Source organism: Aliagarivorans marinus DSM 23064 (assembly GCF_000429485.1).
GTDB lineage: Bacteria > Pseudomonadota > Gammaproteobacteria > Enterobacterales > Celerinatantimonadaceae > Aliagarivorans > Aliagarivorans marinus.
The window spans coordinates 212,201-238,965 of sequence record NZ_AUBY01000010.1; the positions used below are offsets into that span (position 1 = coordinate 212,201).

The 26,765-nt window shown below is 53.6% G+C and carries 25 protein-coding genes; 18 read left to right on the forward strand and 7 right to left on the reverse strand.

Going from position 1 to position 26,765, the window contains the following annotated elements:
* The first annotated feature begins 38 nt into the window (after window positions 1–38).
* From G461_RS0104175 to G461_RS23235, 6 genes are all read left to right on the forward strand, one after another.
* Window positions 39–1,418, forward strand: coding sequence for an MATE family efflux transporter (locus tag G461_RS0104175; RefSeq protein ID WP_026970917.1), 1,380 nt, complete (start codon window positions 39–41; stop codon window positions 1,416–1,418).
* Complete coding sequence (locus G461_RS0104180; protein WP_051333342.1) at window positions 1,418–2,020, forward strand: 5-formyltetrahydrofolate cyclo-ligase; 603 nt, start codon at window positions 1,418–1,420, stop codon at window positions 2,018–2,020. Before G461_RS0104175 ends, G461_RS0104180 begins: the two co-directional genes overlap by 1 nt.
* A gap of 140 nt (window positions 2,021–2,160) precedes the next feature.
* Window positions 2,161–2,883: a YebC/PmpR family DNA-binding transcriptional regulator gene (locus G461_RS0104185; RefSeq protein WP_026970919.1), complete on the forward strand. Its 723-nt coding sequence runs from the start codon at window positions 2,161–2,163 to the stop codon at window positions 2,881–2,883.
* Between the two features lie 104 nt (window positions 2,884–2,987).
* A complete protein-coding gene (gene rpiA, locus G461_RS0104190) occupies window positions 2,988–3,641 on the forward strand; it encodes a ribose-5-phosphate isomerase RpiA (RefSeq protein ID WP_026970920.1) in 654 nt (217 codons plus the stop codon).
* 298 nt (window positions 3,642–3,939) lie between these two features.
* On the forward strand, window positions 3,940–5,169 hold the full coding sequence (gene serA / locus G461_RS0104195) for a phosphoglycerate dehydrogenase (protein ID WP_026970921.1): 1,230 nt from the start codon (window positions 3,940–3,942) through the stop codon (window positions 5,167–5,169).
* Window positions 5,170–5,457: 288 nt separating this feature from the next.
* Entirely contained in the window at window positions 5,458–6,516 is a 1,059-nt protein-coding gene (locus G461_RS23235) for an ABC transporter substrate-binding protein (protein ID WP_051333343.1), read from the forward strand.
* Window positions 6,517–6,523: 7 nt separating this feature from the next.
* Here G461_RS23235 and G461_RS0104205 read toward each other — a convergent pair whose 3' ends face one another.
* Window positions 6,524–7,159, reverse strand: coding sequence for a hypothetical protein (locus G461_RS0104205; RefSeq protein ID WP_026970922.1), 636 nt, complete (start codon window positions 7,157–7,159; stop codon window positions 6,524–6,526).
* A gap of 161 nt (window positions 7,160–7,320) precedes the next feature.
* On the opposite strand from G461_RS0104205, the gene G461_RS23240 reads away from it, so the two are divergent.
* Entirely contained in the window at window positions 7,321–8,184 is an 864-nt protein-coding gene (locus tag G461_RS23240; RefSeq protein ID WP_035479251.1) for a patatin-like phospholipase family protein, read from the forward strand.
* A 9-nt stretch (window positions 8,185–8,193) separates the two neighbouring features.
* On the opposite strand, the gene G461_RS0104215 is transcribed toward G461_RS23240, so the two are convergent.
* Window positions 8,194–9,075, reverse strand: coding sequence for an AraC family transcriptional regulator (locus G461_RS0104215; protein ID WP_026970923.1), 882 nt, complete (start codon window positions 9,073–9,075; stop codon window positions 8,194–8,196).
* Window positions 9,076–9,257: 182 nt separating this feature from the next.
* Here G461_RS0104215 and G461_RS0104220 point away from each other — a divergent pair, with 182 nt between their 5' ends.
* Together G461_RS0104220 and G461_RS0104225 are read left to right on the forward strand one after the other, a co-directional pair.
* Window positions 9,258–10,418 carry an iron-containing alcohol dehydrogenase gene (locus G461_RS0104220; RefSeq protein ID WP_026970924.1) on the forward strand — a complete coding sequence of 387 codons (1,161 nt, stop codon included), beginning with the start codon at window positions 9,258–9,260 and terminating at the stop codon, window positions 10,416–10,418.
* Window positions 10,419–10,662: 244 nt separating this feature from the next.
* The gene (locus tag G461_RS0104225; protein WP_026970925.1) at window positions 10,663–12,153 is read left to right on the forward strand and encodes an L-fucose/L-arabinose isomerase family protein; all 1,491 of its coding nucleotides are present in this window, start codon (window positions 10,663–10,665) and stop codon (window positions 12,151–12,153) included.
* A gap of 47 nt (window positions 12,154–12,200) precedes the next feature.
* On the opposite strand, the gene G461_RS0104230 is transcribed toward G461_RS0104225, so the two are convergent.
* Complete coding sequence (locus tag G461_RS0104230) at window positions 12,201–12,989, reverse strand: BUD32 family EKC/KEOPS complex subunit (protein WP_026970926.1); 789 nt, start codon at window positions 12,987–12,989, stop codon at window positions 12,201–12,203.
* Window positions 12,990–13,115: 126 nt separating this feature from the next.
* Here G461_RS0104230 and G461_RS0104235 point away from each other — a divergent pair, with 126 nt between their 5' ends.
* Together G461_RS0104235 and G461_RS0104240 are read left to right on the forward strand one after the other, a co-directional pair.
* On the forward strand, window positions 13,116–13,859 hold the full coding sequence (locus tag G461_RS0104235; protein WP_051333344.1) for a YjjG family noncanonical pyrimidine nucleotidase: 744 nt from the start codon (window positions 13,116–13,118) through the stop codon (window positions 13,857–13,859).
* A 95-nt stretch (window positions 13,860–13,954) separates the two neighbouring features.
* Complete coding sequence (locus tag G461_RS0104240; RefSeq protein ID WP_026970928.1) at window positions 13,955–14,656, forward strand: substrate-binding periplasmic protein; 702 nt, start codon at window positions 13,955–13,957, stop codon at window positions 14,654–14,656.
* A gap of 1 nt (window position 14,657) precedes the next feature.
* Here the strand turns inward: G461_RS0104240 and G461_RS0104245 are convergent, their stop codons facing one another.
* The gene (locus G461_RS0104245) at window positions 14,658–15,677 is read right to left on the reverse strand and encodes a LacI family DNA-binding transcriptional regulator (protein ID WP_026970929.1); all 1,020 of its coding nucleotides are present in this window, start codon (window positions 15,675–15,677) and stop codon (window positions 14,658–14,660) included.
* A gap of 357 nt (window positions 15,678–16,034) precedes the next feature.
* On the opposite strand from G461_RS0104245, the gene G461_RS0104250 reads away from it, so the two are divergent.
* The 7 genes from G461_RS0104250 to G461_RS23245 all read left to right on the forward strand — a co-directional run bounded on the left by G461_RS0104250 (window position 16,035) and on the right by G461_RS23245 (window position 23,342).
* Window positions 16,035–17,090 carry a sugar phosphate isomerase/epimerase family protein gene (locus G461_RS0104250; protein WP_026970930.1) on the forward strand — a complete coding sequence of 352 codons (1,056 nt, stop codon included), beginning with the start codon at window positions 16,035–16,037 and terminating at the stop codon, window positions 17,088–17,090.
* Window positions 17,091–17,099: 9 nt separating this feature from the next.
* On the forward strand, window positions 17,100–18,263 hold the full coding sequence (locus G461_RS0104255) for a Gfo/Idh/MocA family protein (protein ID WP_026970931.1): 1,164 nt from the start codon (window positions 17,100–17,102) through the stop codon (window positions 18,261–18,263).
* Window positions 18,256–19,773: a sugar ABC transporter ATP-binding protein gene (locus tag G461_RS0104260; protein ID WP_026970932.1), complete on the forward strand. Its 1,518-nt coding sequence runs from the start codon at window positions 18,256–18,258 to the stop codon at window positions 19,771–19,773. The genes G461_RS0104255 and G461_RS0104260 overlap by 8 nt, the downstream gene beginning before the upstream one ends.
* On the forward strand, window positions 19,770–20,768 hold the full coding sequence (locus G461_RS0104265) for an ABC transporter permease (RefSeq protein ID WP_026970933.1): 999 nt from the start codon (window positions 19,770–19,772) through the stop codon (window positions 20,766–20,768). The genes G461_RS0104260 and G461_RS0104265 overlap by 4 nt, the downstream gene beginning before the upstream one ends.
* A gap of 37 nt (window positions 20,769–20,805) precedes the next feature.
* The gene (locus tag G461_RS0104270) at window positions 20,806–21,777 is read left to right on the forward strand and encodes a substrate-binding domain-containing protein (RefSeq protein ID WP_035478462.1); all 972 of its coding nucleotides are present in this window, start codon (window positions 20,806–20,808) and stop codon (window positions 21,775–21,777) included.
* Window positions 21,778–22,132: 355 nt separating this feature from the next.
* Window positions 22,133–22,666, forward strand: coding sequence for a hypothetical protein (locus tag G461_RS0104275; protein ID WP_026970934.1), 534 nt, complete (start codon window positions 22,133–22,135; stop codon window positions 22,664–22,666).
* Window positions 22,667–22,739: 73 nt separating this feature from the next.
* Window positions 22,740–23,342 (forward strand): hypothetical protein, encoded by a 603-nt coding sequence (locus tag G461_RS23245; RefSeq protein ID WP_051333345.1) that lies wholly within the window; start codon window positions 22,740–22,742, stop codon window positions 23,340–23,342.
* A gap of 158 nt (window positions 23,343–23,500) precedes the next feature.
* Here the strand turns inward: G461_RS23245 and G461_RS0104285 are convergent, their stop codons facing one another.
* From G461_RS0104285 to G461_RS0104295, 3 genes are read right to left on the reverse strand one after another with little or no spacing between them, the layout of a single operon-like run.
* Window positions 23,501–24,166, reverse strand: coding sequence for an SIMPL domain-containing protein (locus tag G461_RS0104285; RefSeq protein WP_026970935.1), 666 nt, complete (start codon window positions 24,164–24,166; stop codon window positions 23,501–23,503).
* Window positions 24,166–26,085, reverse strand: a complete 1,920-nt coding sequence (locus G461_RS0104290) for an EAL domain-containing protein (protein ID WP_026970936.1) — start codon at window positions 26,083–26,085, stop codon at window positions 24,166–24,168. Before G461_RS0104290 ends, G461_RS0104285 begins: the two co-directional genes overlap by 1 nt.
* A gap of 9 nt (window positions 26,086–26,094) precedes the next feature.
* Entirely contained in the window at window positions 26,095–26,763 is a 669-nt protein-coding gene (locus tag G461_RS0104295) for a transglutaminase-like cysteine peptidase (RefSeq protein ID WP_026970937.1), read from the reverse strand.
* Window positions 26,764–26,765 lie beyond the last annotated feature (2 nt).

A 26,765-nucleotide genomic window follows, 5' to 3' on the forward strand; every position in this document is an offset into this window, starting at 1 on the left:
GTTGTTTTCTCAACCATTGCTTATGAGAAGTAGCAACCATGGATCAAGGTAATCAGCACATTCTTCAAGGAAAGATCAGCAGCACCACCTTCAAGCTAGCCATGCCGGTGATCATCGGTCACCTGCTACTGCTGTGCTACAACATCGCCGACACCCTGTTTATCTCAATGATCGACCGCGAGTCCACCGCGCTTATCAGTGGTGTGGGTTTGATCTTCCCGGTGTACTTCTTGTTTATCGCCATCTCGGTGGGCCTGTTCTCGGGCCTTGGCTCGGTGGTGTCGCGGGCCATTGGCGCCAAAGACAAAACCGTTCTCGAATCGGTTGCCAGCTCAGGGCTGGCCTTGGGGCTAGTGATTGCGCTGTCAGTGCTGGTCCTGTTCTACAGCTTTAGTCGCCCACTGATTGAGGCGCTGGCTGGCAGCGAGATGTCGCGCGATGCCATCACTTATGCCCATGATTACCTGCTGTTTATCATTCCCGGCTTCTGCCTGCTGGTGTTCAACAATGTGTTGCTGGGGATCTTACAGGGAGAGGGAAAACCGCAGTTCTACGGGATTGTGATGGCACTGACCACGGTGCTCAACTTCGCCCTCGACCCGCTGTTTATCTTCACCTTGGGTATGGGTGTGGCCGGGGCCGCGTTGGCGTCTACCTTGTCGATACTCTGCGCCACCTTGCTGTTGGTCTATGTGTTTGTCAGCCAGCGCTCCAGCCTGCCAATCTGCTGGAATGTGCTCAGAGCTAAACTGCAGATTATCGGCCAGATATTAGCCATTGCCGTGCCACAGATGCTGGCACTGATTATTCTGGCAGGCGGCTTTATCGCATTGAACAAGCTGGTGGGCTCTCTGAGTGAGCAGATGATGAATGCCTGGGTAATCAGTGGGCGGGTCAATGAGTTGGTGCTGCTGATTGGCTACGGCATTGGCCAAGCCAGCCTGACCATGACGGGGCAAAACTATGGGGCAGGCCAGTGGCAGCGCCTGCAGCAAATCATGCGTACTAACCTGCTGAATACTCTGGTGCTGGCGCTGTGCTTTGTGCTGCTGCTGAATCTGGCGGCGCTTATCCTGCTGCCGCTGTTTAGTGCAGTGTCCGAGGTAATTGTGGCTGCCCAATACCAGATCCGTTTCTTGTCGCTAGCCGGTGCAGCGGTCTGTATTGAGATCGTCTGTGGCAATATCTTCCAGGGGATCGGCCGCCCCTTCCCCGGGCTGATACTGATCTTTGTGCGAATGGCCCTGATTGTGGTGCCGCTAAGCTACTGGCTGATTCAGTCGCTTGGCTATGGCATGGAGGCGCTTTTATGGGTGAGCCTACTGTCGAACTTGGCCTCGGCCTCCGCCGCTACCCTGTGGTGTCGCCATACCCTGCGCCGCTTGCCAATGCTTAGCGCCACACCAAGGACTGCCTAATGACTCGCGAGAATCCCATCGATGACCAACACGAACGGGATGCCATCCGCAAGCAGATGCGCATTCGCCGCGAACGCCTAACCCGCCGCGAGCAGCAGGCTGCCAGCGCGGCGGTGTTTGAGCGCCTAAGCACAGACCCGGAGCTCAATGCCTGTGAGCATGTGGCGGTGTACTTGGCCTTTAACGGCGAGCTCTCCCTCACCCCGCTAATCCACTGGCTGTGGCAGCAGGGCAAGACGGTATCGGTGCCCTTGGTCGACCCCGACAAGCCCGGAGTGATGGTGTTCCAGCGCTTTTTGGCCGACTCCCCAACCCATACCAACCGCTACGGCATCGTCGAACCGCTGTTCGACCGCTCAGTGGTCAGCAAGCTACCGGCTATTGAGCGGATCTACGCGCCGCTGGTTGCCTTCGACAGCAACGGGAATCGCCTCGGCATGGGCGGCGGTTATTACGATAGGCTGCTGGCGACCATCCCCGACTACCCCGCGCGCACCATCGGCATCGCCCATGACTGCCAGTTCACCGAGTATGTGCCCAGCAAACGCTGGGACAAGCCGCTAAAGCAGGTGGTGACGCCCAGTAAAGTCTGGTGTTGGTAAGGCACTGTTTTCGATTTTTGAAGAGATTCTTGCGGTTTTTGCGGTGTTTCGCACAAGGCCTTGACCAATCCGATTTGTCTAAACAGGGCTGGATCGTTAAAATCCTCCGCAATGTGATTAGCCAATGAGCGAAAGGTAAGATGGGAAGAGCTTTTGAAGTGCGCAAGGCCTCGATGGCCAAAACCGCAGGCGCGAAAACCAAAGTTTATTCAAAATATTCGAAAGAAATCTATGTTGTAGCGAAGAACGGCGGCCCGGATCCGGACGCTAACCTACAACTCCGCAGCCTGATGGATCGCGCTAAAAAGGACCAGGTACCTGGCCACGTGATCGACAAGGCGATTGAAAAAGCCACCGGTGGTGCTGGCGAAGACTACACCGCAGCCCGCTACGAAGGCTTTGGCCCGGGTAACTGCATGGTGATCGTTGATTGTCTGACCGATAACAACAGCCGTACTTTCACTGACGTTCGCCAGTGCTTCGTAAAAACCAAGTCAAAGATTGGCGCGCCAGGCTCAGTTGCCCACATGTTCGAGCACCAAGCTGTGTTCTCGTTCAAAGGCGACGACGAAGATGCGATCCTTGAGATCCTGCTGATGGACGACGTTGAGGTGACCGATGTGGAAGTTGAAGACGGTATGACCACCGTATTCGCGCCACACACCGAATACAACAAGGTTAAAACCTCGCTGACAGCTGCCATGCCTGAGATTGAGTTCGAGGTTGAGCAGATCACCTTCATCCCTCAAACCTACACCAAGATTGAAGGCGAAGACGATCTGGCGATGTTCGATAAGTTCCTGGCGATGCTGGAAGACTGCGACGACGTACAAAACGTGTATCACAACGCAGAACTGGCCTAAGTTGCCACAATAATTTAGAGCCCAGCTATGCTGGGCTTTATTGTATTTACTGGCAGTAAAGCGACACTGCCACCCCCTCACTTTTTTACTAGGGTCAAAAACCAATGACACAGGATGAGATGAAGAAAGCAGCTGCCTGGGCTGCGCTGGAGTTTGTAGAAGACGATAGCATTGTTGGCGTGGGCACCGGCTCCACCGTTAACCACTTTATCGACGCCCTTGGCAGCATTAAGGACCGCATCAAAGGAGCAGTATCCAGCTCAGAAGCCTCCACCGAGCGCCTCAAAGAGCTTGGTATTGAAGTGTACGATCTCAACTCTGTTGCTAGCTTCTCAGTCTATGTAGACGGCGCCGATGAGATCAACGCGCGCAACCATATGATCAAAGGCGGTGGCGCGGCGCTGACCCGCGAGAAGATCGTAGCGGCAGTCGCTGACAAGTTCGTGTGTATTATCGACAACACCAAAGAGGTCGATGTACTGGGCAAGTTCCCACTTCCTGTGGAAGTGATCCCAATGGCCCGCAGCTACGTGGCGCGTGAGCTGGTGAAACTTGGCGGCGACCCGGTTTACCGCGAAGGCGTGGTGACCGATAACGGTAACGTGATCCTAGATGTACACAACATGCAGATCACCGACCCTGTGGCCACTGAAGAACAGATCAATGCCATCGTAGGTGTCGTCACCAATGGCCTGTTCGCAGCACGTGGCGCTGACCATGTGATTATTGGCACCCCAGAAGGTGCCAAGCAGCGCTAAAGACCCCTAGGCCAGCGTCAATGCTGGCCTATCCTTTTCCCGAAGCACTCACCTTCTGTACTCTCCCCCACCGAGAGCAGAACGATCTATTTATTACATTTGCAGCCAAGCTCCCAATAGGCTCAGCAAAAACTTCCGCCTATAGTTCCAATCCCGATGTAGTTATAACAAGATCGTCTAGCATTTCTGGCTTTGATAGCCGCATTCCCCCACGGTTAGTAAGAAAATTACGTTTCTTTAGTAAACGATTTTTGATAGTTTACTGCTTCTGCTGTATTCAAGGATCAGGAAGCGACACATGGCAAAATTCTCTCTCGGAAAGGAAAAAATTAAAGTTCTTCTGCTGGAAGGTCTTCACCCCAGCTCCCTTAATACCTTTCAAGCCGCCGGCTACGATAACGTTGAAATGATCAAAACCTCTCTGTCGGAAGAAGAGCTGATTGAGAAGATCAAAGACGTTCACTTTATCGGTATTCGCTCCCGTACCAACCTGAATGCACGTGTACTTGAAGCTGCCAACAAACTGGTAGCGATTGGTTGTTTCTGTATCGGTACCAACCAGGTCGACCTGGCTGCCGCACAAAAGCTGGGCGTTCCAGTATTCAACGCGCCATTCTCTAACACCCGCAGCGTAGCCGAGCTAAGCCTGGGTCAAATCATCCTGCTGCTACGTGGCATTCCACGTAAGAACGCTATGGCCCACCGTGGTGAATGGCTGAAATCGGCAGACAACTCCTTTGAAGCGCGTGGTAAAAAGCTGGGCATTATCGGCTACGGCCACATTGGTACCCAGTTGGGCATCTTGGCCGAAACCCTGGGTATGCAGGTGCAGTACTACGACATCGAAACCAAGCTGTCGTTGGGTAACGCGGTGCAGGTAAGCAGCATGCAAGAGCTGCTGGCCACCTCGGATGTGGTTAGCCTGCACGTACCAGAAACCCCGCTGACCAAGAACATGATTGGCAAGGTAGAGCTGAGCCAGATGAAGGCTGGCGCAATCTTGATGAACGCAGCGCGCGGCACCGTGATTGATATTCCTGCTTTGGTAGAAGCGCTAGATAGCGGCCACCTACGTGGTGCGGCCATCGACGTGTTCCCCACCGAGCCGAAGTCCAACAAAGAGAAGTTCGAGTCACCACTGCAGCAGTTCGACAACGTGATCCTCACCCCGCACGTGGGCGGCTCTACCCAAGAAGCGCAAGAGAACATCGGTATTGAAGTGGCCTCTAAGCTGGCCAAGTACTCGGACAACGGCTCAACCTTGAGCGCCGTGAACTTCCCAGAGGTATCACTGCCTGAGCATACCGACACCAGCCGCCTGCTGCACATCCACCATAACCAACCGGGCGTGCTCACCAAGATCAACTTGGCCTTTGCCGAAGAGCAGATCAATATTGCTGCGCAGTACCTGCAAACCAATGAGAATATCGGTTACGTGGTGATTGACGTGGAAACCGCGCAAAGTGAAAAGGCGCTGGAGAAGCTGAAGGAAATTGAGGGCACCGTTCGCGCTCGTATCCTGCACTAATCCCCTCACTGATTTGCAGCTAAAAAGTGGGCCTCGGTCCACTTTTTTACTCTCTGGGAATCACATTGCTTTTCTGCTTGGCTGTGTGATTAATATCAGAACCAACAGAGAATGTGGGCTGTAGCCTCTAATAATCAATCACCTAAAGATGTAAACCGAGCTTAACAGCGACGCTATCTTATATCGAAATCATTGGCTTAGCGGTATTGGTCTAGCCAGTGATTATCCCTCACACATGCCCTCTGGGGCGGCTATGCTTAGGTTAATTCACTGCCACTCGGTACCGGAATGCGCCTACATAGCCTGCTCTGCTTACTGTGTCTTTTCAGCCTCCCGGGCTTGGCCCAGTACACCTCGGTGTTGTTTCTCAACCCGGGAAAAGCACAAGAGAGCTTTTGGTCTGACGTGGACCACTTCGCGACAGAAGCCGCCAAACAACTTCATATCGACTTGGACATCGTCCATGGCGAGCGGGAGGAGTACGCCCTGGTCAATCATCTGCAGAAGCTTATCGCCCGCAAGCAGCTGCCCGACTACATGATTGTGGTCAACGAAAAGCAGGTGCTACCGAGGCTGATGACGCTGCTGGAAGGCCACCCAGTCTACATCGTTATCATCCTCAACGACCTGGACCAAAGCGAACGCACCAAAGTAAAGCTGTCGGCCCATTGGGAAGAGTTCTTACTGACCACACTGATCCCCGACAACTACAGGATTGGCCAGCAGACCGCCAAGGAGATGGTGTTGGCGGGCGGCCAGCAAGCGGGTGACCTGCTGGTGTTATCCGGCGATAAGCTTACTCCGGCGTCTATCCAGCGAACCCAAGGGGCGCTGGACTATCTTAAACACAACACCCAGCTTACGCTCAAACAAGTTGTATATACCGATTGGAATGAGCAACAAGCTTACAACAAGACTCTACGCTTACTTAAGCGCTTTCCCCAATCGCGCTATATCTGGGCGGTGAATGACCATAGCGCACTGGGCGCGATAAAAGCGCTCAATGAGATGGGGCTAAGGCCGGGACAAGATGTTCACATCGCCACCGTCAACAGCTCAGCAGAGATAATTAAGCGTCGCGAGCAAGGCGAGATAAGCTCGCTAGGGGCCGGGCATTTTGCCCTTGCAGGCTGGGCCTTGTTGCTAATCGATCAACACAGCAAAGGACTGAGCATACCCAAACGGATCAATCGCCCCTTCTTTGAGCTGATAAACGAAGAGAATCCCATCTATCAATGCCTGATAGACAAAGACTGGAGCCGCTTCCCATTTCGTCAGCTCGCCGCACAAGACTCATTGCCCACTAACTTCCAGCTAAACAAGCAACGACTTACTGCCTCACCCTAAGCCCAGCCTAGGGCAAGTAGCTGTCCAATAATTGCGAGAGGTTGCTGGCCCACTGACGGCTGGTTTGCTCCATGTCCCATTCGCTTTGGTTGATCGGCTGACATGCGATATCGCTACGCAGGGCCTCAGCGGCAGCGAAGTAGCGCGTGACTTGCTGTTGCAACAGCTCGCGCTGGCGAGTGAGTGGCTGGAGCTGTTTGGATTGGATTAACTGTTCAAGCCGCAGGCTGGAATCGACCAGCTCGCTCGCAGCCAATTGATAACTGAGCGCAGGTAGGCGGCAGCTCAGATGGGTCTGAAACTTGGTAAATTCCTGGTAGTAACGAGGCTTAAGGTCCATGCCGTATTTGCGCTCACAGATATCCAAGTCTGGCTGCTGGAGGTCGCTGAGGATCTGCTGGTAGACTCGCAGCTGCGTCTGGTGATCGCTTTGCTTATCTTTGTGGACCTCACGATAGCGAGTGAGATTGCCGTTGAGGTTGCTGATAGCTTGGCGCTGCTTGGCTTCGCAATGATGCTGCTGCGTGTTATCCCACTGCTCCAGCGAGCTGGATGAATCGGCCTGAGCGGCTGCGGATAAGGCCACCATCCCCAACGCGCCGATCCCACATACTGCTGCGCTACCACGCCCCAAACTGCTCATCTCCTACTCCCTGGAAACTGTTAACGAGTAGTTAAATATTAACATAAGCATTTACTTTATTTCATTGCTCAAAGCTTGAGCTAGCTCCCAAGCCTACACATCCGACCAGTTGTGAGATAAGCTAAGCGCTCGGACACAAATGGATAGGGAGGAGTCGGTCAATGCAACATGCACTGGTTGTTGAAGGTGGAGCGATGCGCGGGATTTTTGCCAGCGGCGTACTCGATGCGTTTATGTCCGAATCCTACTATCCCTTCGACTTTGTCATCGGCGTATCAGCGGGTGCGTCAAACTTGGTGTGTTACCAAAGTCGGCAACCACGGCGTAGCTATCGAATACTCACCGAGCTGGCGATCAGTGATAACTTCTTAAGTGCTCGCCGCTTTGTACGTGGCGGCCATTTGATTGATGTTAAGTGGTTATGGGAAGAGTCAAAAAGGCGTTTTCCAATCAGTGAACAGGCGCTTTATTCTGCTTGCCCCTTCTATGTAACCATGACCGACGTAGACAGCGCTGAATCACATTATCATCGGGTAAACCCAAGCAACATTGATCCCTTGCTTGAAGCCACTTGCGCCCTGCCATTGGCCTACAAAGCCACACCGCAGATCGATGGAAAACGTTATACCGATGGTGCTGTTGGAGACTCCATCCCGGTAAAACAAGCCTACCAAATGGGAGCAAAGCGCATCACAGTGATCCTCTCCCACCCAGAAGGCTACGAACAGGCCCAGACCCGCTATCCGTGGCTGATGAAGCGACTATTTCGCCAATATCCGAGCTTGTCTAGGGCAATACTGAAGCGTGCAGAAAGCTACAACCAAGCACTGGATTTTATCGCTAACCCTCCGGCAGATTGCCAGGTAGAGGTGCTCGCGCCACCGGTGGAGTTTGATGTCAGTCGCCTAACCATGGACCTAGACAAGCTCAATCAGGGCTACCAGATGGGCTTGCAGGTTGGTGGCGTGTATCTGTCGCGCAAAACCGCCAACGCGCGCGCTAATCAGATGTCGCTTACAGGCTAGCAAATATCGCTAACTAGCTAGTTGCAAGGAGCAATCCTGCGGGCTCTCACCAAAGTAACGCTTAAACTCGCGGCTAAACTGATTGGGGCTCTCATAGCCAACCTGCGCGGCCGCCTGTTTTACCTTCAAGCCTTGATCGAGTAACAGCTCCCGCGCCTTGGATAAGCGCAGCTTCTTAAGGTATTGGATCGGCGAGCTGGAGGTCACCTGGCGGAAGTTTCGGTGAAAAGATGAGGGGCTCATATTGGCCATGCCTGCCAGTTGATCCACATCCAAGGCCTGATGGTAGTTCTCGTGGATATGTTTAAGCGCCTTCTCCAGCCGCGACAAATGGGTATTGTGCAGCGCCAATGCAAACAAAGGCGCTGCGTTGGGGCCGCTGAGCACCCAAAACAACACTTCGCGCAGCAAGGCTTTGCCCAGCACATCGGCTTGCAAGGGCGAGCTTAAGCTCTGCACCAAACGCAGCAAGGCGCAACGTAGCGCCTCTGGGGCATGACTGACGAACAGGCTTTTGTTCTCACTCAACCGCTCTACCTCGACCGGCGTTTGCTGGTGCTCATCAAACTCTCGCACCAACTGATGCAACATCCCCATGTCGATGTCGACTACCAAGCCGAGCAGAGGCTCTCCCTCTTTAACATGAGTCGCACACTCCGCAGGAATAGGCAAGGTTAGCACCAAGTAGTTATCTGGATTGTAATCATAGACTTGCTGCTCCAAAAACACCTGCTTGGAGCCCTGTGCCACGAAGATAATCCCCTGGCTATAACACAAGGGTTCACGCGAGCGAGATTGGCTAGCTTTAAAAATGCCAACCCCGGGAATGCGTGTCGCATTGTAACCGTCGCTATGGGCCAGCGGTTCAAGTAGCTTGGCGAGTCGTTGCATAGGGAAATCCTGTAAAACCGTGAGTGATTGCGCTTTAAGGTAAGCATAAAACAAGCCAGCCATCAAAAACACCTTTTCACCATCGGTGAGAGTTTTAGGCACGACTTTGAGCGATATCCCCCTTTCGAATTCCCCACAAGCGACTAGGATATATCCGAACAACTTCACTAGAAGGAGAGAGCATGAACAACTTCGATTATCGCAACCCGACTCATATCGTATTCGGCAAAGACCGCTTGGGCGAACTGGACAAGCTGGTACCCCAAGATGCCAAGGTCATGGTGTTATATGGTGGCGGGAGCGTGAAACGCTTTGGTACCTTGGACAAAGTACTGGCCGGCCTAGGTGAGCGCCAAGTGGTGGAGTTTGCTGGCATTGAGCCTAACCCACAGTTCGACACCCTGATGAAAGCCATTGAGATCGTACGCGCAGAGAAGGTGGATTTCCTGCTGGCCGTGGGCGGTGGCTCAGTGATGGATGGCACCAAGTTTGTCGCTGCGGCCGCTAACTACGATGGCGATGAAGCCGACATTCTAAAACACGGCTTTGCGCCACCACCGATTGAGAGCGCGCTGCCACTGGCCACCGTCGCCACCCTGCCAGCGACTGGCTCAGAGATGAACATGGGTGCGGTTGTGTCTTATCAGGGCGGTAAGTTCCCAGTGATGCACCCGCTACTGTTCCCGCAGTTTTCGGTATTGGATCCCAGCCTGACCTTTAGCTTGCCACCGGTACAAGTGGCGAATGGCGTGGTAGATGCCTTTGTGCATACTCTGGAGCAGTACGTTACCCTGCCTGCCAACGGCCATATCCAGGACCGTACCGCTGAGGGCATCCTAAAAACTCTGATCGAGATAGGCCCGGTCACTCTGGCCAACCCAGAGGACTACGAAGCACGCGCCACCTTGGTGTGGGCGGCAACGTCAGCACTAAATGGCTTTATTGGCGCAGGGGTTCCGCAAGATTGGACCACCCATATGATTGGCCATGAGCTAACTGCGCTGTTTGGTATCGATCACGGCCAGAGCCTGGCGATCATCCAGCCATCGGTGTGGAAGCTACGTAAACAGAAGAAACACGCCAAGCTGCTGCAATATGCTGAGCGCGTATGGGACATTACCGAAGGTGACGATGACCAGCGCATCGATGCGGCGATTGCCAAAACTCGTGAGTTCTTCGAGTCACTCGGTGTAAAAACCCGCTTGTCGGAGTACGGCGTTGAAAAATCGCAGATCGACAGCATCGTACAGGCACTGGAAGATCACGGCATGGTCGCCCTATCTGAAACCGGCGATCTGGACCTGAGCATCAGCCGCCAGATTATCGAGGATGCCTACGCGTAAATCGCGATTTCACCCTGTCGATTATTCCCTTTGCAAACCGACGCCCAGTGCGTCGGTTTTTTTTGATATTTCACTTCAGTTTTTCCGAATCTGCTTTGCAGTGTTACGAATGTCACCTTCTGGTTTGCCAGATCCCTCAACCCAAAGGGTTATTGATCTAGGTCAATTCACAGCTTTTACCTAAATACCGCACACTTGCCAGCAATTAAAACAAGGTCATCAGACCATCGTGTTGGAGCGAGTTATGATTAATATCCCACAAGTTAAAATGGGTATTGTTGCGGTAAGCCGCGACTGCTTCCCTATCTCTCTGTCTGAGTCTCGTCGTAAGGCAGTCGTTGCTGCATGCCACGAGCAAGATGTAGAAGTTGTAGAGCTACAAACCATCATCGAAAACGAAAACGATATGGTGAAAGCGCTCGAAGAAGCCAAGCAAACTGGCATCAACTCACTGGTTATCTACCTGGGCAACTTTGGCCCTGAAGGCCCACTGAGCATGATGGCTCAGCGTTTTGACGGCCCAAGCATGTTTGTTGCTGCAGCTGAAGAAGCCACTGCAAACCTGGCTGATTCTCGTGGCGACGCATACTGTGGTGTGCTTAACGCCTCATACAGCGCTGGCCTGCGTAAACTGCCTGTACACATCCCTGAGTACCCAGTAGGCACCCCTGCTGAAGTAGCTAAGATGATCGGCGAGTTCACCCCAGTTGCTCGTACCATCCTGGGCCTGAAAGGTCTGAAGATCTTCTCGTTTGGTCCTCGTCCACATGATTTCGTTGCCTGTAACGCACCGATTAAAGCGCTGTTCGACCTGGGCGTAGAAATCATGGAAAACAGCGAGCTGGACTTGTTCGCCGCTTTCCAAAAAGCGGAAGGTCACCCAGACGTTGCTAAAGTTCTGGCTGAAATGGAAGCTGAACTGGGTGAAGATAACACCTACGGTGACATCCTGCCTAAGCTGGCTCAATACGAGGTTGCACTGGTTCAGTTCCACAAAGAGAACTTGGGCGCATCAACCTTCGGTATCTTTGCTAACAAGTGCTGGCCTTCATTCAATAAGTTCTTCGGTTTCGTACCTTGTTATGTAAACGCTCGTCTGGCTGAGCGCGGTATTCCAGTAGCCTGTGAAACCGACATCTATGGTGCTCTGTCTGAGTACATGATCACCTGTGCCAGCAACCACCCAGCAACTCTGCTGGACATCAACAACACCGTGCCTGCTGATATGGTTGAAGCTAACCCTGAAGCGATGGGCAGCTACACCGACAAAGACGTATTCATGGGCTTCCACTGTGGTAACACCGCTCCTAGCTGCATGAAGAACGCCCAGCTGCGCTTCCAGAAAATCATGCACAGCCTGGACGAACCCGGCGAAGAGCCAAACATCACTCGCGGTACCTTGGAAGGTCAGATCAAGCCAGGTCAAACTACTCTGTTCCGCTTGCAATCAACTGCTGATACCAAACTGCGCGCCTATGTAGCTCAAGGTGATATTCTGGATATCGACCCACAATCGTTCGGTGCAATCGGTGCCTTCGGTATCAACGAGATGCAGCGTTTCTACCGCCATGTATTGGTTCAAAAACGCTACCCGCACCACGCTGGTATTGCGTTCGCCCATATCGCTAAGACTCTGTACCAAGTACTGAACATCTTGGGCGTAGACGAAATCGACTACAACCAACCAGCCTCTGAGCGCTACCCTAACGAAATCCCAAGTGTCTTCCTGGGCTAAGCGTTAGCGTCATTATCGAAAAAGGCTCCCTTGGGAGCCTTTTTTATTCATCTGTGATTCTTTATTAGCGCGCTATGTTCTGCAAAAAAGCTCTGTAGGCACTGGTCGCATCCCAGCAGTTGCTTTGAGGTGGTGTTTTTCTTAAACAGCAAGATCATATGCGGAATAAAGCGGCCATGATGCAGCCAAGTCGCCATGCGGCGCAGCTCTTTAATCGCTGGAGCGGGCGCTCGTTCAGCCCAAGCAGACAGCGCAGCTAAACGCGGCTCAGCGTCCATTGACTCGTAGCGAAACGAATCCATCAGCAGTAAGAAGGCATCACGCGCCATCAGTTGGCTGGAGCAATCCCGTTGTGACTCTTCCAAGTCTAAAAAGCTCACTTGGCCATCGTCTGAGGCGACAATATCGCGCAGCGCAGGACGGCCATGGCACATATCGTGGTGATGAAAAGCCGCTAGGGCTACAAACGCGCGCCTTAGCAACACTTGGGAGTCGGCACTCTCTGGCAGCTGGCGCAGGGTTTTGCCCATATCGCGGGTGACCAAATAGTCTTGAGTCGTCAGGATCGGTTCTACCACCGGCAGCTGCTTGCGATGCATCCGCTCTAGCATGTCGCATTCATGGTTAAAACGCTGTTCGGTACTCAGTGCGGAGTTGACCAACAGCATCCGTAAGCGAGGGAAAGACGCGAGCTTAGTGGCCAGCAGGCGCAGCAGGTTTTGCTTGTTCTCGGCGCAAAACTTTACCCAATAACGCTCGCCGTTCCACTCTAAACGCTGGACCGGTTTAACGCGTGTCATATTGTCTACGGCTTGCTGTAGCGTGCCAGGAACCATCGATACCTCATCATTCGAATAAATAGTTAACCTAAGTAAAGCCTTGTTAACCGTTACCAAGATGAAGCATAGACGTCATTAATACGTCATATCACCTTGGTAGGGTATTTTCGCAGCAATCTTTATATGAAACAATGCCAGTCTTTGCTTACGCCCCAAGCCATGCCCTATCAACACCTGATCTTTGATCTCGACCATACCCTGTGGGACTTTGACCGCAATGCCAACCGTGTGTTGGAGCAACTAACCCATGAATTTCTGGGGCCTTTTGGCATCTCGTTTGATCAGTTTATGGCGCACTACACGCCGCTAAACGCAGCGCTGTGGAACGACTACCACCACCACCGCGTTACTAAGCAGCAGCTACGTGAACGGCGCTTTCCGGAAACAGTCAAGGCCTTAGGACTTCGCGAGGAACAGTTGCATCAACCCTCGGTGCAGATGGAGCAACTGTTTATTGAGCGCTGCTCAGATATGGATGGCGTGTTTCCTCACTGCCATAAGGTATTGGACACACTGGCCAAGCACTATCAGCTGCACATCATGACCAATGGCTTTGCCGAAGCACAACATCGCAAGCTGCGTGCAGCCGAGCTGGAACAGTACTTCGAGCAGGTGTTTATCTCCGAGCACATCGGTGCCAACAAGCCCTCACCGCTGATCTTCGAGCATGCGCTGAAGGCCCTAAACTGCCCGCCTGAGCAGTGCATTATGATTGGCGATAACCTGCATGCCGACGTGGGAGGGGCGCAAGCCTCGGGGATCGATCAGATCTGGTTCAACCCCACTGGCCTCGAGCGTGACAAGGATATCCAGCCGACCTACCAAATTGCCTGCCTCAGTGAGTTACCCGAGCTACTACACTGTTAAGCTGAGCTTTCACTGTATATACTAGCCCGAGCTGGTCGCTCTCCTACAGCAAGCAAACGTGAGGCCCAGTCAGGTAAACAAGGAAGTTGTACTCTATGAAATACGCGCTCGGCGCAGTGCTAGCAATCGTGTTGCTAGCCGCAAAACCTGCTCTCGCTTACCAAGGTATTACACTGGCAGCCAGTGGCTCCATCCCGCCTTATATCATTGACCAACACAACGGTAGCCAACTCGAAGTCATCAGAGATGCCTTGCTAGCCGAAGAGTTGCTTATCGACGAGCTAATGTTCGTGTCCAACTTACGGGCCATGCGTCTGCTTAAAGCCAAACAGGTCGATGCTGTTATCAATGCCCCTGCAGGCTCGCCCGATATCTACTACTCAGATCCGGTGGTGCATTACCAAAATGTCGCCATTTCTCTGCGTGACAGCGGGCTGACCATTAACTCGCTGCAAGATCTGCGTTCATTAAAGGTGATGGCATTTCAAAATGCTGCGCGCTACCTCGGTCCTGAGTATGCGCAGGTGTTAGAGGGGCAAAACAACTACTTTGAGGTGGTCAATCAGCAGGCGCAAATTGAACGGCTACATCGCCAGCAAGTGGATGTGATTGTTCTGGACCGGGAGATCTACCACTACTTCGCGCAAAAGCTCGACGAGCAGCGCCTTACCCTGCACCCGGTCACCTTTCATGAGCTGTTTCCCGCTTCGCCAAGGGTGCTCGGCTTCCACAGCCCGCAACTGCGCGATCGCTTCAACCGAGGCCTGAAACAAGTTCAAACCATGGAACGGCAGTAGCCTAGCGTTCTTCGAAGCTGTGCTCAGCACCCGCCACTGGCGGTACCGCACTGGAGCTTCGTACCAGCAACTGCGTAGGGATCACGCTCTCCTGCGGTGCTTGCTCGCCGTTTAGGATCTTCAACAAGACCTTCATGGCGGTCTCACCGATCTGTTTCTGTGGCTGACGAATCGTAGTGAGTTGTGGCGTGGTGTATTCGGCGAACAGCAAGTCATCGAAGCCAACAATCGAAAGCTGGTCCGGTACCGAGTAGCCCACCTCCATGGCGGCGCGCATCGCTCCCATCGCCATCATGTCGTTAAAGCAAAACAGCGCGGTCATCTGATACTGCTTATGCAAGCGTTTAAACGCCGCATAGCCCGAGTGAAAGCTAAAGTCCCCCGACTCCACCGCCGCCGCTTCAAAGCTCAGCTTGCCTTGCTGAAGGCTATCGAGATAGCCCTGTTTACGCACCCCACACAGCGGGTTCTCTTTGGGGCCGGTGATGCAAGCAATCCGCTTATGGCCCATATCCCGCAGGTAATCAACAGCGCGCTTGGCCCCGCCATAGTTGTCGGAATGAACGGTGGGCACCGGATAGCCTTCGAAGAACTCACAGGCCATCACCATCGGAATATTCGAGCCGCTCTTAAACTCGGCCGGCAGCTCAGCGGTAAGCGAAATAATGCCATCGGCTTGCTTAGTTTTTACCAGGTCGATGTAGACGCTGGCTTGCTGCACTGTGTGCACCGAGTCCCCCAGTAGCACCTTATAGCCGTTCTGTTGGGCCACCAGTTGGATACCCCGCACAATATCGGCGAAGAACATATTGGCAATATCGGGCAGCACCACCACGATGGTCTTGGATTCACTTTTGCGCAGGTTGCGCGCAATCGCATTGGGAGTAAAGCCGGTGGATGCGATGGCCTGTTGCACCTTTAAGCGGGTCTTCTCTGATACCCGCTCTGGGCTCATCATCGCTCGCGACACCGTGGCGGTGGATACGCCCGCCACCCGAGCGACGTCCTTCATTGTTGGCATGGGTCTTCCTTATCTGTTCGCTGCCCTCATTCTAACCTATAAATACTCTGCACCGAAAATGCAATCGATTACATTTTATGAGTATTTATTTTTTATTGCTGTTCAAAAAAAACACAGGGTAGATCTCAAAAAAAATTGCCGTTTTCGTCACAACAACCATTTTGATCACATTTTGTACTGCAAGGCAGGACAATTAGCTAGATAACTCGCTATAAATAGACCCATACCTACATGATGCGTGGTAATTCGCTGGTTCAGCTGAATGATAATTGCTTCATCTTGGCTGCTCCTTCTAATCATCAAAATGTAATCGATTGCATTTTGTCTACAAATGACGCTAAAAAGGGAAGACAAGCAATGAGAACAATTAAAGGTCCCGCGCTGTTTCTGGCTCAGTTCGCCGACGACAATCCGCCATTTAACTCCCTCGACAGTATTGCCAAATGGGCCAGTGGCCTGGGCTACAAAGGTGTGCAGATCCCAAGCTGGGATAGCCGCTTATTCGACTTAGAACGGGCTGCCAGCGATCAAGGCTACTGCGAAGAGATCAAGGCATTGCTAGCCCATCACGGTCTAGAACTCACCGAGCTAAGCACCCACCTGCAAGGGCAATTGGTTGCGGTACACCCCGCCTACGATGAAATGTTTGATGGCTTTGCCCCGCGCGAGGTGCACAACAACCCGCAAGCGCGCCAAGCCTGGGCGGTGCGGCAGATGATGCTGGCTGCCAAAGCCTCTAAAAACTTAGGGCTAACGGCCCATGTAACCTTCTCCGGTGCGCTGCTCTGGCCTTATATCTATCCTTGGCCACAGCGCCCGCAAGGCTTGGTGGAAGCTGGCTTTGAAGAGTTGGCCAAGCGCTGGATGCCGATCCTCGATGCCTTCGACGCAGCCGGTGTCGATGTCTGCTACGAGATCCATCCGGGCGAAGATCTGCACGACGGCGCCACCTTTGAGCGCTTCCTGAGCGCGGTGAACAACCACCCCCGCGCCAACATCCTCTACGACCCAAGCCACTTTGTGTTGCAGCAGTTGGACTATCTGGCGTTTATCGACCGCTACCACGAGCGCATCAAGATGTTCCACGTTAAGGATGCCGAGTTTAACCCCAGCGCCCAACAAGGCGTGTATGGCGGTTACCAATCGTGGGTTGAGCGGGCTGGACGCTTCCGCTCGCTGGGCGATGGCCAAGTTAACTTCAGCCAGATCTTCTCCAAGCTCAGTCAGTACGACTTCGATGGCTGGGCGGTAGTGGAGTGGGAATGCTGTATGAAACACCCCGAAGCCGGAGCCGCCGAAGGCGCCAAGTTTGTCGAGCAGCACATCATTCCGGTCACCGACAAGGCCTTTGATGACTTCGCCGACGCCGATGTCGACGAACAAACCAACCAGCAGATCCTCGGACTGAGCTAAGGAGCGAACATGGAAAAGTTAAAACTGGGCATGGTCGGCGGTGGCATTGGCGCATTTATCGGCGGGGTACACCGCATTGCCTCACGCATCGACGATGAGTTTAGCTTGGTAGCTGGTGCGCTGAGCGCCGATCCCGAGAAGGCCGCACAATCAGCGCAAGCTCTGGGCATTGAGGCCGAGCGCAGCTACAGCGACTACCGCCTGATGGCGCAAGCAGAAGCGGAGCGCCCCGACGGCATCGATGTGGTGGCCATCGTCACCCCAAACCATATGCACTTCCCCATCGCCAAGGCGTTCTTGGAAGCGGGCATCCACGTTATCTGCGACAAGCCGATGACCACCACCTTGCAAGAAGCCGAGCAGCTACAAGCGCTAGTTGAACAGCACGACAAGCTGTTTGTGCTCACCCACAACTACACCGCCTACCCATTGATCCGCCAAGCCCGCGAGATGATCGCCAATGGCGACCTTGGGCCACTGCGAGTGATTCAGGTGGAGTATGTGCAAGACTGGCTAAGCCAGCGCACCGAGAGCACCGGCAACAAGCAAGCCGAATGGCGCACCGACCCCAAACGCTCCGGCCCAGCCGGTTGTCTCGGCGATATCGCCACCCACGCCTACAACTTGGCCAGCTTTGTCAGCGGCTTACAGCTTGAGTCGGTGGCCAGTGAGCTAAGCACCTTCGTGCCCGGCCGCAGCCTCGACGACAACGTGCATGCCATGCTGCGCTTTGAGCAGGGTGTGCGCGGCATGCTGTGGAGCTCGCAAGTGGCACCGGGCAACGAGAACGGGCTACGCCTGCGGATCTACGGCGAAAAGGCCGGGCTAAGTTGGTCGCAAGAGCAGCCTAACACCTTAGAGTACTCACCCTTCGGCCAGCCGGTGCAGCTACTAACCCGCGCCGGGAATGGCTACCAAGGCGAGGCCTCCTTGGTGCGCACCCCAGCCGGTCATCCGGAAGGCTACCTGGAGGGCTTCGCCAATATCTACCGCGAAACAGCCCAATGCCTGCAGGCAATTGCCGACGGTGAGTCGGTCCAAGCGGCCCTCGCAGCCTACCCACTGCCCGGTGTTAGCGACGGCGTTGACGGGCTGCGCTTTATCAACGCAATGATCCAATCCTCCCAAGCGGATGGTAGCTGGACGGCACTTAGCGAGGTCGGCAATGACTAGCGCGCAACGACCTACACTGCTGCGCTTAGAGAACATCCGCAAGTCGTTCTCCGGCGTCACTGTGCTGCACGGTATTAATGCCGAGATCGAGCAAGGTGAGGTGTTGGGGATATTGGGTGAGAACGGAGCCGGTAAGTCGACGCTGTTGAAGATCGTCTCCGGCATCTACTCGCTCAGCGATGGCGCGCTGCACATAGATGGAGAGCCCGTCACCATCGGCTCTCCCGGCGATGCCAAACGCCTGGGGATCGCCATGATCCCTCAGGAGTTCAACCTGATAGCCAGCTTGAATGTGTTTGAGAACATCTTCCTTGGTCATGAACTGAAACGCGGCAGCTTGTTGGACAAAGCCGCCATGCGCCAACGCACCCATGACCTGCTGCAACTGCTCGAAACCGAGCTGGATCCCGACAGCTTAGTCGAAGATCTCAGCGTGGCCGAGAAGCAGATGGTGGAGATCGCCAAGGCACTGGTGCACGACGCGCGCATCCTGATTATGGATGAGCCGACCACCGTACTAACCAAGAAAGAGGTGGAGGTGCTGTTCGCCCTGATCGCCAAGCTCAAGGCGCAAGGGGTCACCATCTTGTTTATCTCGCACAAGCTCAAAGAGGTGAAGCAACTATGTGATCGGCTGATGATCCTGCGTGATGGCCAGTTGGTGTCGATGGACGAGGTCGCTCATCTGAGCGAGCACGATATGGCCACCAAAATGGTCGGGCGCGAACTCAACCAGATCTTCCCGGAGCGCAGCCAGCCCCTCGATGAATGGGCGTTGGAGGTCAGTGGCCTGAGCATCCGATCGCAGCTACACGATATCAGCTTTGGCGTGCGCAAGGGCGAGGTACTGGGCTTCGCAGGCTTGGTGGGCAGTGGCCGCACTGAAACCATGGAAGCGCTAATGGGGCTGCGTCGCAGCGATAGCGGTCAGGTGAAGGTGTTCGGCAAGCCGGTCAAGATCCGCAAGCTACGCCAAGCGGTGGAGCTTGGGCTGGCCTACCTCAGTGAAGACCGCCAAGGCGCGGGACTGGTGATGAACTTCGACCTACCGGAGAACATCAGCCTGATCTCGCTAAAACGCTATAGCCGCGGCCTGATCAACCACCAGCAAACCCGCAAACAGGCGCAAGACTATGTGCAGCGCTTTTCCATTAAAGCCCCGTCGCTAAGTAGCGAGCTGCAGTATCTCAGCGGTGGTAACCAGCAAAAAGTCTACCTGTCGAAGTGGATGGATACCGATCCCAAGATCCTGATCCTCGACGAGCCCACTCGCGGGGTGGACGTGAACACCAAGAAAGATATCTACCACTTTATCCAGTCGCTCACCGAGCAAGGCATGGCGGTGATCGTGATTTCATCGGAGATGGAGGAGCTGATTGGCCTCGCCCATCGGGTGATGGTGATGCGCGAAGGCCGCCTGCAAGGCGAGCTGAGCGATGAACAGATTAACGAGCAACAAATCATGTTGCTGGCCGCAGGACTGGGCCCACAACAGAGGGAAACCGCATGAGTGATGCAATAAAGAAGGGCGCGCTGGCGACGCGCTTTTTCTCGGGAAGTAACGCAAAGCCCAAATTTACCATCGGCAACTACGCCCCGCTGATCGCCTTGATTATTTTGGTGGTCATCTCGGCGCTCGCCAGCGAGCACTTCCTGATGCCACGCAATATCACCAACGTGCTGCGCCAGGTCTCCTACACCGGGATTATCGCACTGGGTATGACCTTTGTGATTATCGCCGGCGGTATCGACTTATCGGTCGGCTCGGGGCTGGCCTTGGTCGGTGTGCTGGTGATTATGCTGCTCAACTACTTGGGCGATGGCTGGCTGGCGGTCAGTGTGGCAATCGGTGCGGCTGCCGCCTTGGGGGCGATGTCGGGAGCGATTAACGGCGCGCTTACCACCAAAGGCAAGATAGCGCCCTTTGTCGCCACCTTGGCGACCATGTCTATCTTTCGCTCGCTGACCCTGTATATCAGCGATGCCGGGGAGATGGTCTCGCAGAACAGCGTCTACTCCAAGGTTGGTACCGGCTACTTTTTAGACCTGCCAGTACCGGTGTGGCTGTTCCTCGGCCTAGCGGCGCTGGGCCATATGCTACTGCGCCACACCGCCTTTGGCCGCCATGTCTGTGCGGTCGGCTCCAACCCCAAGGTTGCCAGCTACTCGGCGATCAATGTGCAGCGGATTATCTTCTCCACCTTCGTGATACTCGGGGTCACCGTGGGCCTGTCGGCGGTGATGCTGTCTTCGCGTCTTAACTCAGTCAGCCCCGGCGATGCGGGCATGTTCTATGAGTTGGATGCCATCGCCGCGGTAGTGATTGGCGGCACCTCGCTTAACGGCGGTAAAGGAACCATTTGGGGCACTGTGATTGGCGCAGTGATCCTGGGAATTATTAACAACATGCTGAACTTGATGGGGGTTTCCCCCTACCTACAAGGAACGGTGAAAGGATTGGTGATCTTGATTGCGGTACTGATGCAGTACAAACGAGAGCGCTAGCCCCCACGCCAGATACGTAAAATAAAGGAGCGTACCCATGCTACGAAATACGATACAAAAAATGCTTATCAGTGTGTTCTGCCTTGCCATGTTGGTGTGTGGCCAGGCGTGGGCAAAAACCTACAAGATTGGGGTTTCAGTGCCCACCGCTGACCATGGCTGGACAGGCGGCGTACTATGGTGGGCCAACCGGGCCATCGATGACCTGAAAAAAACCGACCAAGACGTAGAGTTCTACCTAGTCTCTGCCAGCTCGGGCGCAGCCCAGGTAGGCGATGTGGAAGACTTGATGATCCGCGGCATCGACGCCTTGGTTATCCTGCCACATAACCCCGCCACCCTGCAGAACGTGATTAGCGAAGCCTACGACAGCGGTATCTACACCGTGGTAGTCGACCGCGAGCTGCCCACTCCAGCGCAAGACGTATTTATCGCTGGCGACAACCCCGGCCTTGGCACCGTAAGTGGCCACTGGCTGGCGGAAGAGATGGGCGGTAAAGGTAAAGTAGTGGTCATCGAAGGTATGTCGATTCCAATTAACAAAGAGCGGGTTGATGGCTTTAACGAGGTGATCAGCCAGCACAAAGGTATCGAGATCCTCGACAGCCAGCCTGCCGATTGGTCAACCCAAAAAGCCTTGGCGGTCATGGAAAACATGCTACAACGCCACCGCCATATCGATGCAGTATGGTGCCAAGACGACGACATGCTCAAAGGCGTAATGCAGGCGATTAAAGAGTCTGGCCGCAGCGAAATCAAAACCGTACTCGGCGGCGCCGGCTCTAAAGACATTATGAAGATGATCATGGATGGCGACGATGTGGTCCGCGCCACCGTGACCTACCCACCGAATATGGTGGCATCTGGTATCGCACTGGCAGTAAGCGGCATCAAACATGAGAACATCGGCAAGATGTACCATTCAGCGCCATCAAGGGTGATCTTGGCTGCCGAGTTAGTGGATAAAAGTAATGCCCAGGACTTTTATGTGCCTGAGGCGACGTTCTAGCATGCTTTAGTAACGCTAAAGCAATTGGAAAGGCCACGGTAATGCTGTGGCCTTTTTTCGATCTGGCACCTCAGTTAACGCTATGTAAGCGTGGCTAGATTGAGATTATTCCCCATAACTCATTAGGGGAAATTACACTACCACTGACTACCCAACCAGCCCTTGACGTTTCCATGTATCCACATCAGTGATCCATCTTTCATGCAATCTTGATAGATGCCATATCTATTAACCGTCTGATTGAAAAGGACTATTTTAGATGTTAACTTCGGAGTCATTAGGGGGGGGGTATAGGAAATTACCCCACGTTAAACATGGAAAATTCCATAGAATAGGACGTTAGGTTAAAGACAACATGGACGCAAAAGTCGCATTCGAGATTGCACAAGCCGTTCTACTTTCAGTAGGCGGGGCGAGCATCATTATTCTTGGCCTATCCGCATGGCTCGGTAGAGTGTGGGCCCATCGGCTAATGGAAAATGACCGGGCTAAACATCAAACCAAACTTACTGAACTAAGAACTAAGCTCGAAAAAGATGCTGAGCACGGAAATCACTTGCTAAGGCAAAAAATTGACCTCTATAAAGAAGTGGCCAATCCAGTAATCGAGTTGGTAAGTCAAGCGCTACACCACGGAGCTCTTACTGGTGAAGATCTGAAAGAATTTGATAGCAAGCGCCTAGAAACTACCGCACTGCTTGCTATGTTCGCTCCACACACGGTATTTGAAAAGTACAACGATATGATCGACTACATTTACGACTCAGTTGAAGGTAAGCAGCAGTGGACGTTCAACATGTTCCGAGACAAAGCATTAGTTTTTTTGTCTGAGGTGCGTAGAGATGTAGGTCTATACCAAGATAATGTCACATATGACGGATCAAGATAAACCCAACAAACACGTTATCTTAGAACCTACGCCTCACCGATTATGTTGGCTTTAAGTGATACATGGAGTTCGGATGAAAGAAATCGAGTTGCCATCAGTACCAAAATTTATGGTTTCAATGAATAAAGAGACTATGGTTCCTGAGCCCAGTCATGTTCAGGATGGTACACCTTGGTTTAGTTTCGGAAAAATCGATTTTGGTCAAACAAATGAATTATTGAGCATTGTTAAGTCTAATGGTGCAAAAATTCTCTATGCCACAACTTGGCTGGAGTCACGATTAGAAGAAATATTAATGCAATTCTTTATGGGTGAAGACGAGTTTACATCAGAAAGAAGCTACTTGTTCAAACATGAAGTTCTTGAATCATCTGGCTTTAGCTTTTCATTTAAAAAAGAGACTTGTATAAAAATCATCAATCATCTTAATTTATTAAAGGGCAAAAATAAGGATAAGCTTCCAAAACTACTGAAGAATATAATGTCTTGGCGTAATGCATTTGCTCATGGTACGTTGGGTTATGATGGTGCAAAAGGTTGCTTTATAGATTTCTATCAAGGTGGCCAGCAAAGATTGCTCTTAGATGATGAATTCTGGGTTGAATGTGAAAGTACGTTTACTTCAGCGCATGAGTGCATAGATCAAGTATTAAAACAACTCAAACAAAGCACTTAGCAAGCAATTCCAAGTGACACCTGCGGCACACCTGACAACGAACTCTCAGCGCACCTTTTATCTAGTTTCATGTTAGCGCGACCATGTACAAAACTGCCGCACCCCAGATACAGATCATTCGGCACTGACTGAAAACTCAGCTAACCACCCAACAACTACTAATTCGAAATCAACTCAAACGTCACATCCACCTTATCGCTAAAAATAATCTGCGCACCTTGATAGACCGGTGCATCAGAGGCAGCCAAGGCTTCCATGCGCATCACTGGCACAGGGCCTGCGCTGCGGTAACGGATCTCCTGCACATCGCCTAAGCGGCTTTGGTAGCCGTTGGCCAGCTGAAGGGCTTTTTGGTAGGAATCATCGATTGCCATGGTGCGTACCTGTTGTTGGTACTCAACGGACTTAGAGCTGGAGTAGCGAAGTGGGCGGATCTCGCTCACTAGCCCCTTTTTTACGATATCGAGGACAGCGGCCATGCGCGACAGGTCGTCCAGCTCGACGATTACTGAACGTTGGGCGCGATAGCCGATAAACTGGCGGCTTTTGTCTTGGTAGCGGCTGTCTTGATAAAGCTGTACCTGACTGGCTTCGATACGATCAGAGTCGGTGATCAGCGGCTTAATATCTTCCAGCAGAAGCTTTACCCGATGCTCCACTTCGCTCAGTGCAGCACCAGCGCTGTCGCTTAGCTCCGATACCACATACTCAATCTTGACCCGGTCGGCCTCGACGGCAAGGCGCGCCTCGCCACTGGTATGCAGGCTGGCGGCAAACAGTGGGCTTGATAGCAACAAACCCAGGCTTAGCAGTAACTGTTTCATTATTTGTCTCCATCAATAGAAAAGGCTTCAGGCGCTGAGATATAGCCCTGATAGCCATCGATAGCCAAGCTGCGCAACTGCTCTAGCTGCGCCTGATCTTCCACCCGCTGTGCGATTGTTTGCACCTGCAGGTTGTGGGCAGCACGGCAGATGGCGCTAAGGAAGTGAGCATCGCCTTCATCGCCTAGGGCCAGCGCGGTATAGGCATAGTCAATCTTCACGTAGTGCGGCTTCACCGTATTGAGATAGCTTAGCGAGTTAAAGTTACGGCCGTAGTGATCGATACCGATCTGATAGCCAAAATGATGCAGGCGCTGAATCACATGGTTCAAGCGTGTGTTCTCGCTGCCAAAGGCGGCTTCGGGGAACTCGAAGGCCAACCGTGGGGCAAAGCGTTGGTAGCGCTCGGCAAAGCGTTGCAGCCACTCCAGGAAGCCCTTATCCACCAAGCTAGACACGCTGGTGTTAATCGCCAGCTTGAGACTATCGTCTTGTTGTAATGCCAGTATCGCTTGGTCGGCCACCAGCTGGTCGAACTGACCGCCGAGGCGCAGCTGTTCGATCATCGGCATAAACTGCCCGGCCGCATAGCGCTGGGCATCCACCTCAATGGTGGTGAACAGCTCATGGTGGAGCACGCTGCCATCGAGCAGGTGTACCGCCTGACGCTTATAGCTAAGCTGCTGCTTATCAAGGCACTCTTCAATCAAGGCCTTCCACTGGGTGCGCGACAGGCTTGGTTGGGCGCCGGAGGCGAATACCGGCTGGCTGTCATTACGCTCCAACGCCTGCTGCATAGCAGCGTCGGCACCACCGAGTAGCTCGCCAAGGTTTTGCTCTTGGTCACGTAGCTTCACACCCATGGCGAAGCGGGCGTCTTCGTGACGGGCCAGTTGCAGCAGCTTCTGCAGACTCTCGGCAAACTCAATAAATTCATCTTGGGTGTAGCCCTGCCCCAATACCGCAAACTCAAGGTTGGCGATGCGCGCCACTTCCAGCCCGGCGTCTTGCTCGGCCAGTTCGCGCAGCCCAGCGCCTAGGTCTTTTAGGAAGCTGTCGCGGGCTTCAAAGCCTTGCTCGTGATAGATATGGTCGATTAGCGGCAGTTGAATCAGCGCGATACCACCGCTGCCCTTCTCGGCCAGCCAGTTGGTGCTTTGGTTGATAAAGTGGGCGCGGTTACCAAGGCCTGATGACAGGTCCTTAAAGGCGCGTTCGCGCAGTGCATGGGCCTCTTTCACCTGCTGCTCGAACTGCTTGGCGATACTGTCGGACATGCTGTTGATGGCCTTCACCACGGTGCGCAGCTCTGCGGTTTTGGGCAGTGCCAAACGGTGGCCAAACTCGCGCTTACTGACCTCTTTGGCCCGCTGCTCGATCTGCTTCAGCGGCTTGAGCAGGTATTGCAGGGCGCGAATAAGCAGCAGCACGGTGATTAGATAACCGACCACAAACAACTTCAGCAGATTGACCAGCACCTGCCATAGCTGCAAGTAAGCGTACCCTGGATGCCCCACCACTTTCAGCTCGCCGAGCTGCAGCCAGCCGCTGGTCAGCACCTGTTCACTGCCCACCTGCTCGAACAGTTCTAGTGAGGTAAACCAAGCGGGCACATCGCGTAGCTGGGTCGGGTTGACCCGGTCGATGACGCTGTCGTCTTGATAAAGCGCTAAGCGGATCTGGCGGTAGTAGCCGCTATCGAACATGGCGTTGATCACCGACTCTGCGCCCACTTTGTCTTGCTGCTCAAGGTAGGGTTGCAGCGCCAGCCCAAGGTAGGTGGATGCATTGTTGATATCAGACTGCTGCTGCTCGCTCAGCACCCGCCGGGCCGCCGAGATCTCCTGGCTAAATACCACCGCCAGCAGCGCACCATAGATAACCAGCACTACAATCAACAACTGTCGATACAGTGTCATGGCGACTCCTTAATACTCAAAGTTAGCAATCGGTTTGCGCAATTCATTGAGCCTCCAACGCTCGCGTAGATCGTTCCACAGCTTCAGGCGAGAGGCCTTGCCAGCCAGCTGACCGCGCCCCTTCTCCTTCATTAACCAAAGGTGTTCACCGTTGAAGCTATAGATGGGCTGCAGGTCACCACGCCGGCCTGCAGGCAAAATAGTGGGGTTGATATTGTCGAGAATGACCGGCTCTGAAGAGGGCGTGGCATAGTAGGCCACCACCATATGGAACTGTTTGTATTCCAGCGCGTTAACGTAGACCAGCCGCATCTTGCTGTCGTCGATGCCCAGCTCGCGCAGGGTAAAGTATTTGCCGATGCTGAAATCGTCGCAGTCGCCGGCGTTGGCACCGAGGAACTCAACCGGGGTGGCCCAGTAATCCTCCTGGCCCCACACATCGATATCATCGAGAAACTGCAGCTGGTTGAAGAAGGCGTTCACCCGCTCCAGCTTTTCTTGCTCGCTCCAGTCCTGGCCTTCGCTTACCAACTGTCGCCAACTGCGCACCCGCTGCTCGGCGCGCTGGCCATAGAATTCGCGGACCTTGGTTGCCATTGCTTCTAGCTCGTCGTCGAGGGCAACCAGCCACAAGGGCCAGCTCACCACCACGACCAGCAACCAGGTCCAGATGCGCATTG

What these genes read in the sequence shown, in the direction of transcription:
- G461_RS0104175 (WP_026970917.1), top strand. Translation starts at nt 39, where the DNA reads ATGGATCAAGGTAATCAGCACATTCTTCAAGGAAAGATCAGCAGCACC.
- G461_RS0104180 (WP_051333342.1), top strand. Translation starts at nt 1,418, where the DNA reads ATGACTCGCGAGAATCCCATCGATGACCAACACGAACGGGATGCCATC.
- G461_RS0104185 (WP_026970919.1), top strand. Translation starts at nt 2,161, where the DNA reads ATGGGAAGAGCTTTTGAAGTGCGCAAGGCCTCGATGGCCAAAACCGCA.
- rpiA (WP_026970920.1), top strand. Translation starts at nt 2,988, where the DNA reads ATGACACAGGATGAGATGAAGAAAGCAGCTGCCTGGGCTGCGCTGGAG.
- serA (WP_026970921.1), top strand. Translation starts at nt 3,940, where the DNA reads ATGGCAAAATTCTCTCTCGGAAAGGAAAAAATTAAAGTTCTTCTGCTG.
- G461_RS23235 (WP_051333343.1), top strand. Translation starts at nt 5,458, where the DNA reads ATGCGCCTACATAGCCTGCTCTGCTTACTGTGTCTTTTCAGCCTCCCG.
- G461_RS0104205 (WP_026970922.1), bottom strand. Translation starts at nt 7,159, where the DNA reads ATGAGCAGTTTGGGGCGTGGTAGCGCAGCAGTATGTGGGATCGGCGCG.
- G461_RS23240 (WP_035479251.1), top strand. Translation starts at nt 7,321, where the DNA reads ATGCAACATGCACTGGTTGTTGAAGGTGGAGCGATGCGCGGGATTTTT.
- G461_RS0104215 (WP_026970923.1), bottom strand. Translation starts at nt 9,075, where the DNA reads ATGCAACGACTCGCCAAGCTACTTGAACCGCTGGCCCATAGCGACGGT.
- G461_RS0104220 (WP_026970924.1), top strand. Translation starts at nt 9,258, where the DNA reads ATGAACAACTTCGATTATCGCAACCCGACTCATATCGTATTCGGCAAA.
- G461_RS0104225 (WP_026970925.1), top strand. Translation starts at nt 10,663, where the DNA reads ATGATTAATATCCCACAAGTTAAAATGGGTATTGTTGCGGTAAGCCGC.
- G461_RS0104230 (WP_026970926.1), bottom strand. Translation starts at nt 12,989, where the DNA reads ATGGTTCCTGGCACGCTACAGCAAGCCGTAGACAATATGACACGCGTT.
- G461_RS0104235 (WP_051333344.1), top strand. Translation starts at nt 13,116, where the DNA reads ATGAAACAATGCCAGTCTTTGCTTACGCCCCAAGCCATGCCCTATCAA.
- G461_RS0104240 (WP_026970928.1), top strand. Translation starts at nt 13,955, where the DNA reads ATGAAATACGCGCTCGGCGCAGTGCTAGCAATCGTGTTGCTAGCCGCA.
- G461_RS0104245 (WP_026970929.1), bottom strand. Translation starts at nt 15,677, where the DNA reads ATGCCAACAATGAAGGACGTCGCTCGGGTGGCGGGCGTATCCACCGCC.
- G461_RS0104250 (WP_026970930.1), top strand. Translation starts at nt 16,035, where the DNA reads ATGAGAACAATTAAAGGTCCCGCGCTGTTTCTGGCTCAGTTCGCCGAC.
- G461_RS0104255 (WP_026970931.1), top strand. Translation starts at nt 17,100, where the DNA reads ATGGAAAAGTTAAAACTGGGCATGGTCGGCGGTGGCATTGGCGCATTT.
- G461_RS0104260 (WP_026970932.1), top strand. Translation starts at nt 18,256, where the DNA reads ATGACTAGCGCGCAACGACCTACACTGCTGCGCTTAGAGAACATCCGC.
- G461_RS0104265 (WP_026970933.1), top strand. Translation starts at nt 19,770, where the DNA reads ATGAGTGATGCAATAAAGAAGGGCGCGCTGGCGACGCGCTTTTTCTCG.
- G461_RS0104270 (WP_035478462.1), top strand. Translation starts at nt 20,806, where the DNA reads ATGCTACGAAATACGATACAAAAAATGCTTATCAGTGTGTTCTGCCTT.
- G461_RS0104275 (WP_026970934.1), top strand. Translation starts at nt 22,133, where the DNA reads ATGGACGCAAAAGTCGCATTCGAGATTGCACAAGCCGTTCTACTTTCA.
- G461_RS23245 (WP_051333345.1), top strand. Translation starts at nt 22,740, where the DNA reads ATGAAAGAAATCGAGTTGCCATCAGTACCAAAATTTATGGTTTCAATG.
- G461_RS0104285 (WP_026970935.1), bottom strand. Translation starts at nt 24,166, where the DNA reads ATGAAACAGTTACTGCTAAGCCTGGGTTTGTTGCTATCAAGCCCACTG.
- G461_RS0104290 (WP_026970936.1), bottom strand. Translation starts at nt 26,085, where the DNA reads ATGACACTGTATCGACAGTTGTTGATTGTAGTGCTGGTTATCTATGGT.
- G461_RS0104295 (WP_026970937.1), bottom strand. Translation starts at nt 26,763, where the DNA reads ATGCGCATCTGGACCTGGTTGCTGGTCGTGGTGGTGAGCTGGCCCTTG.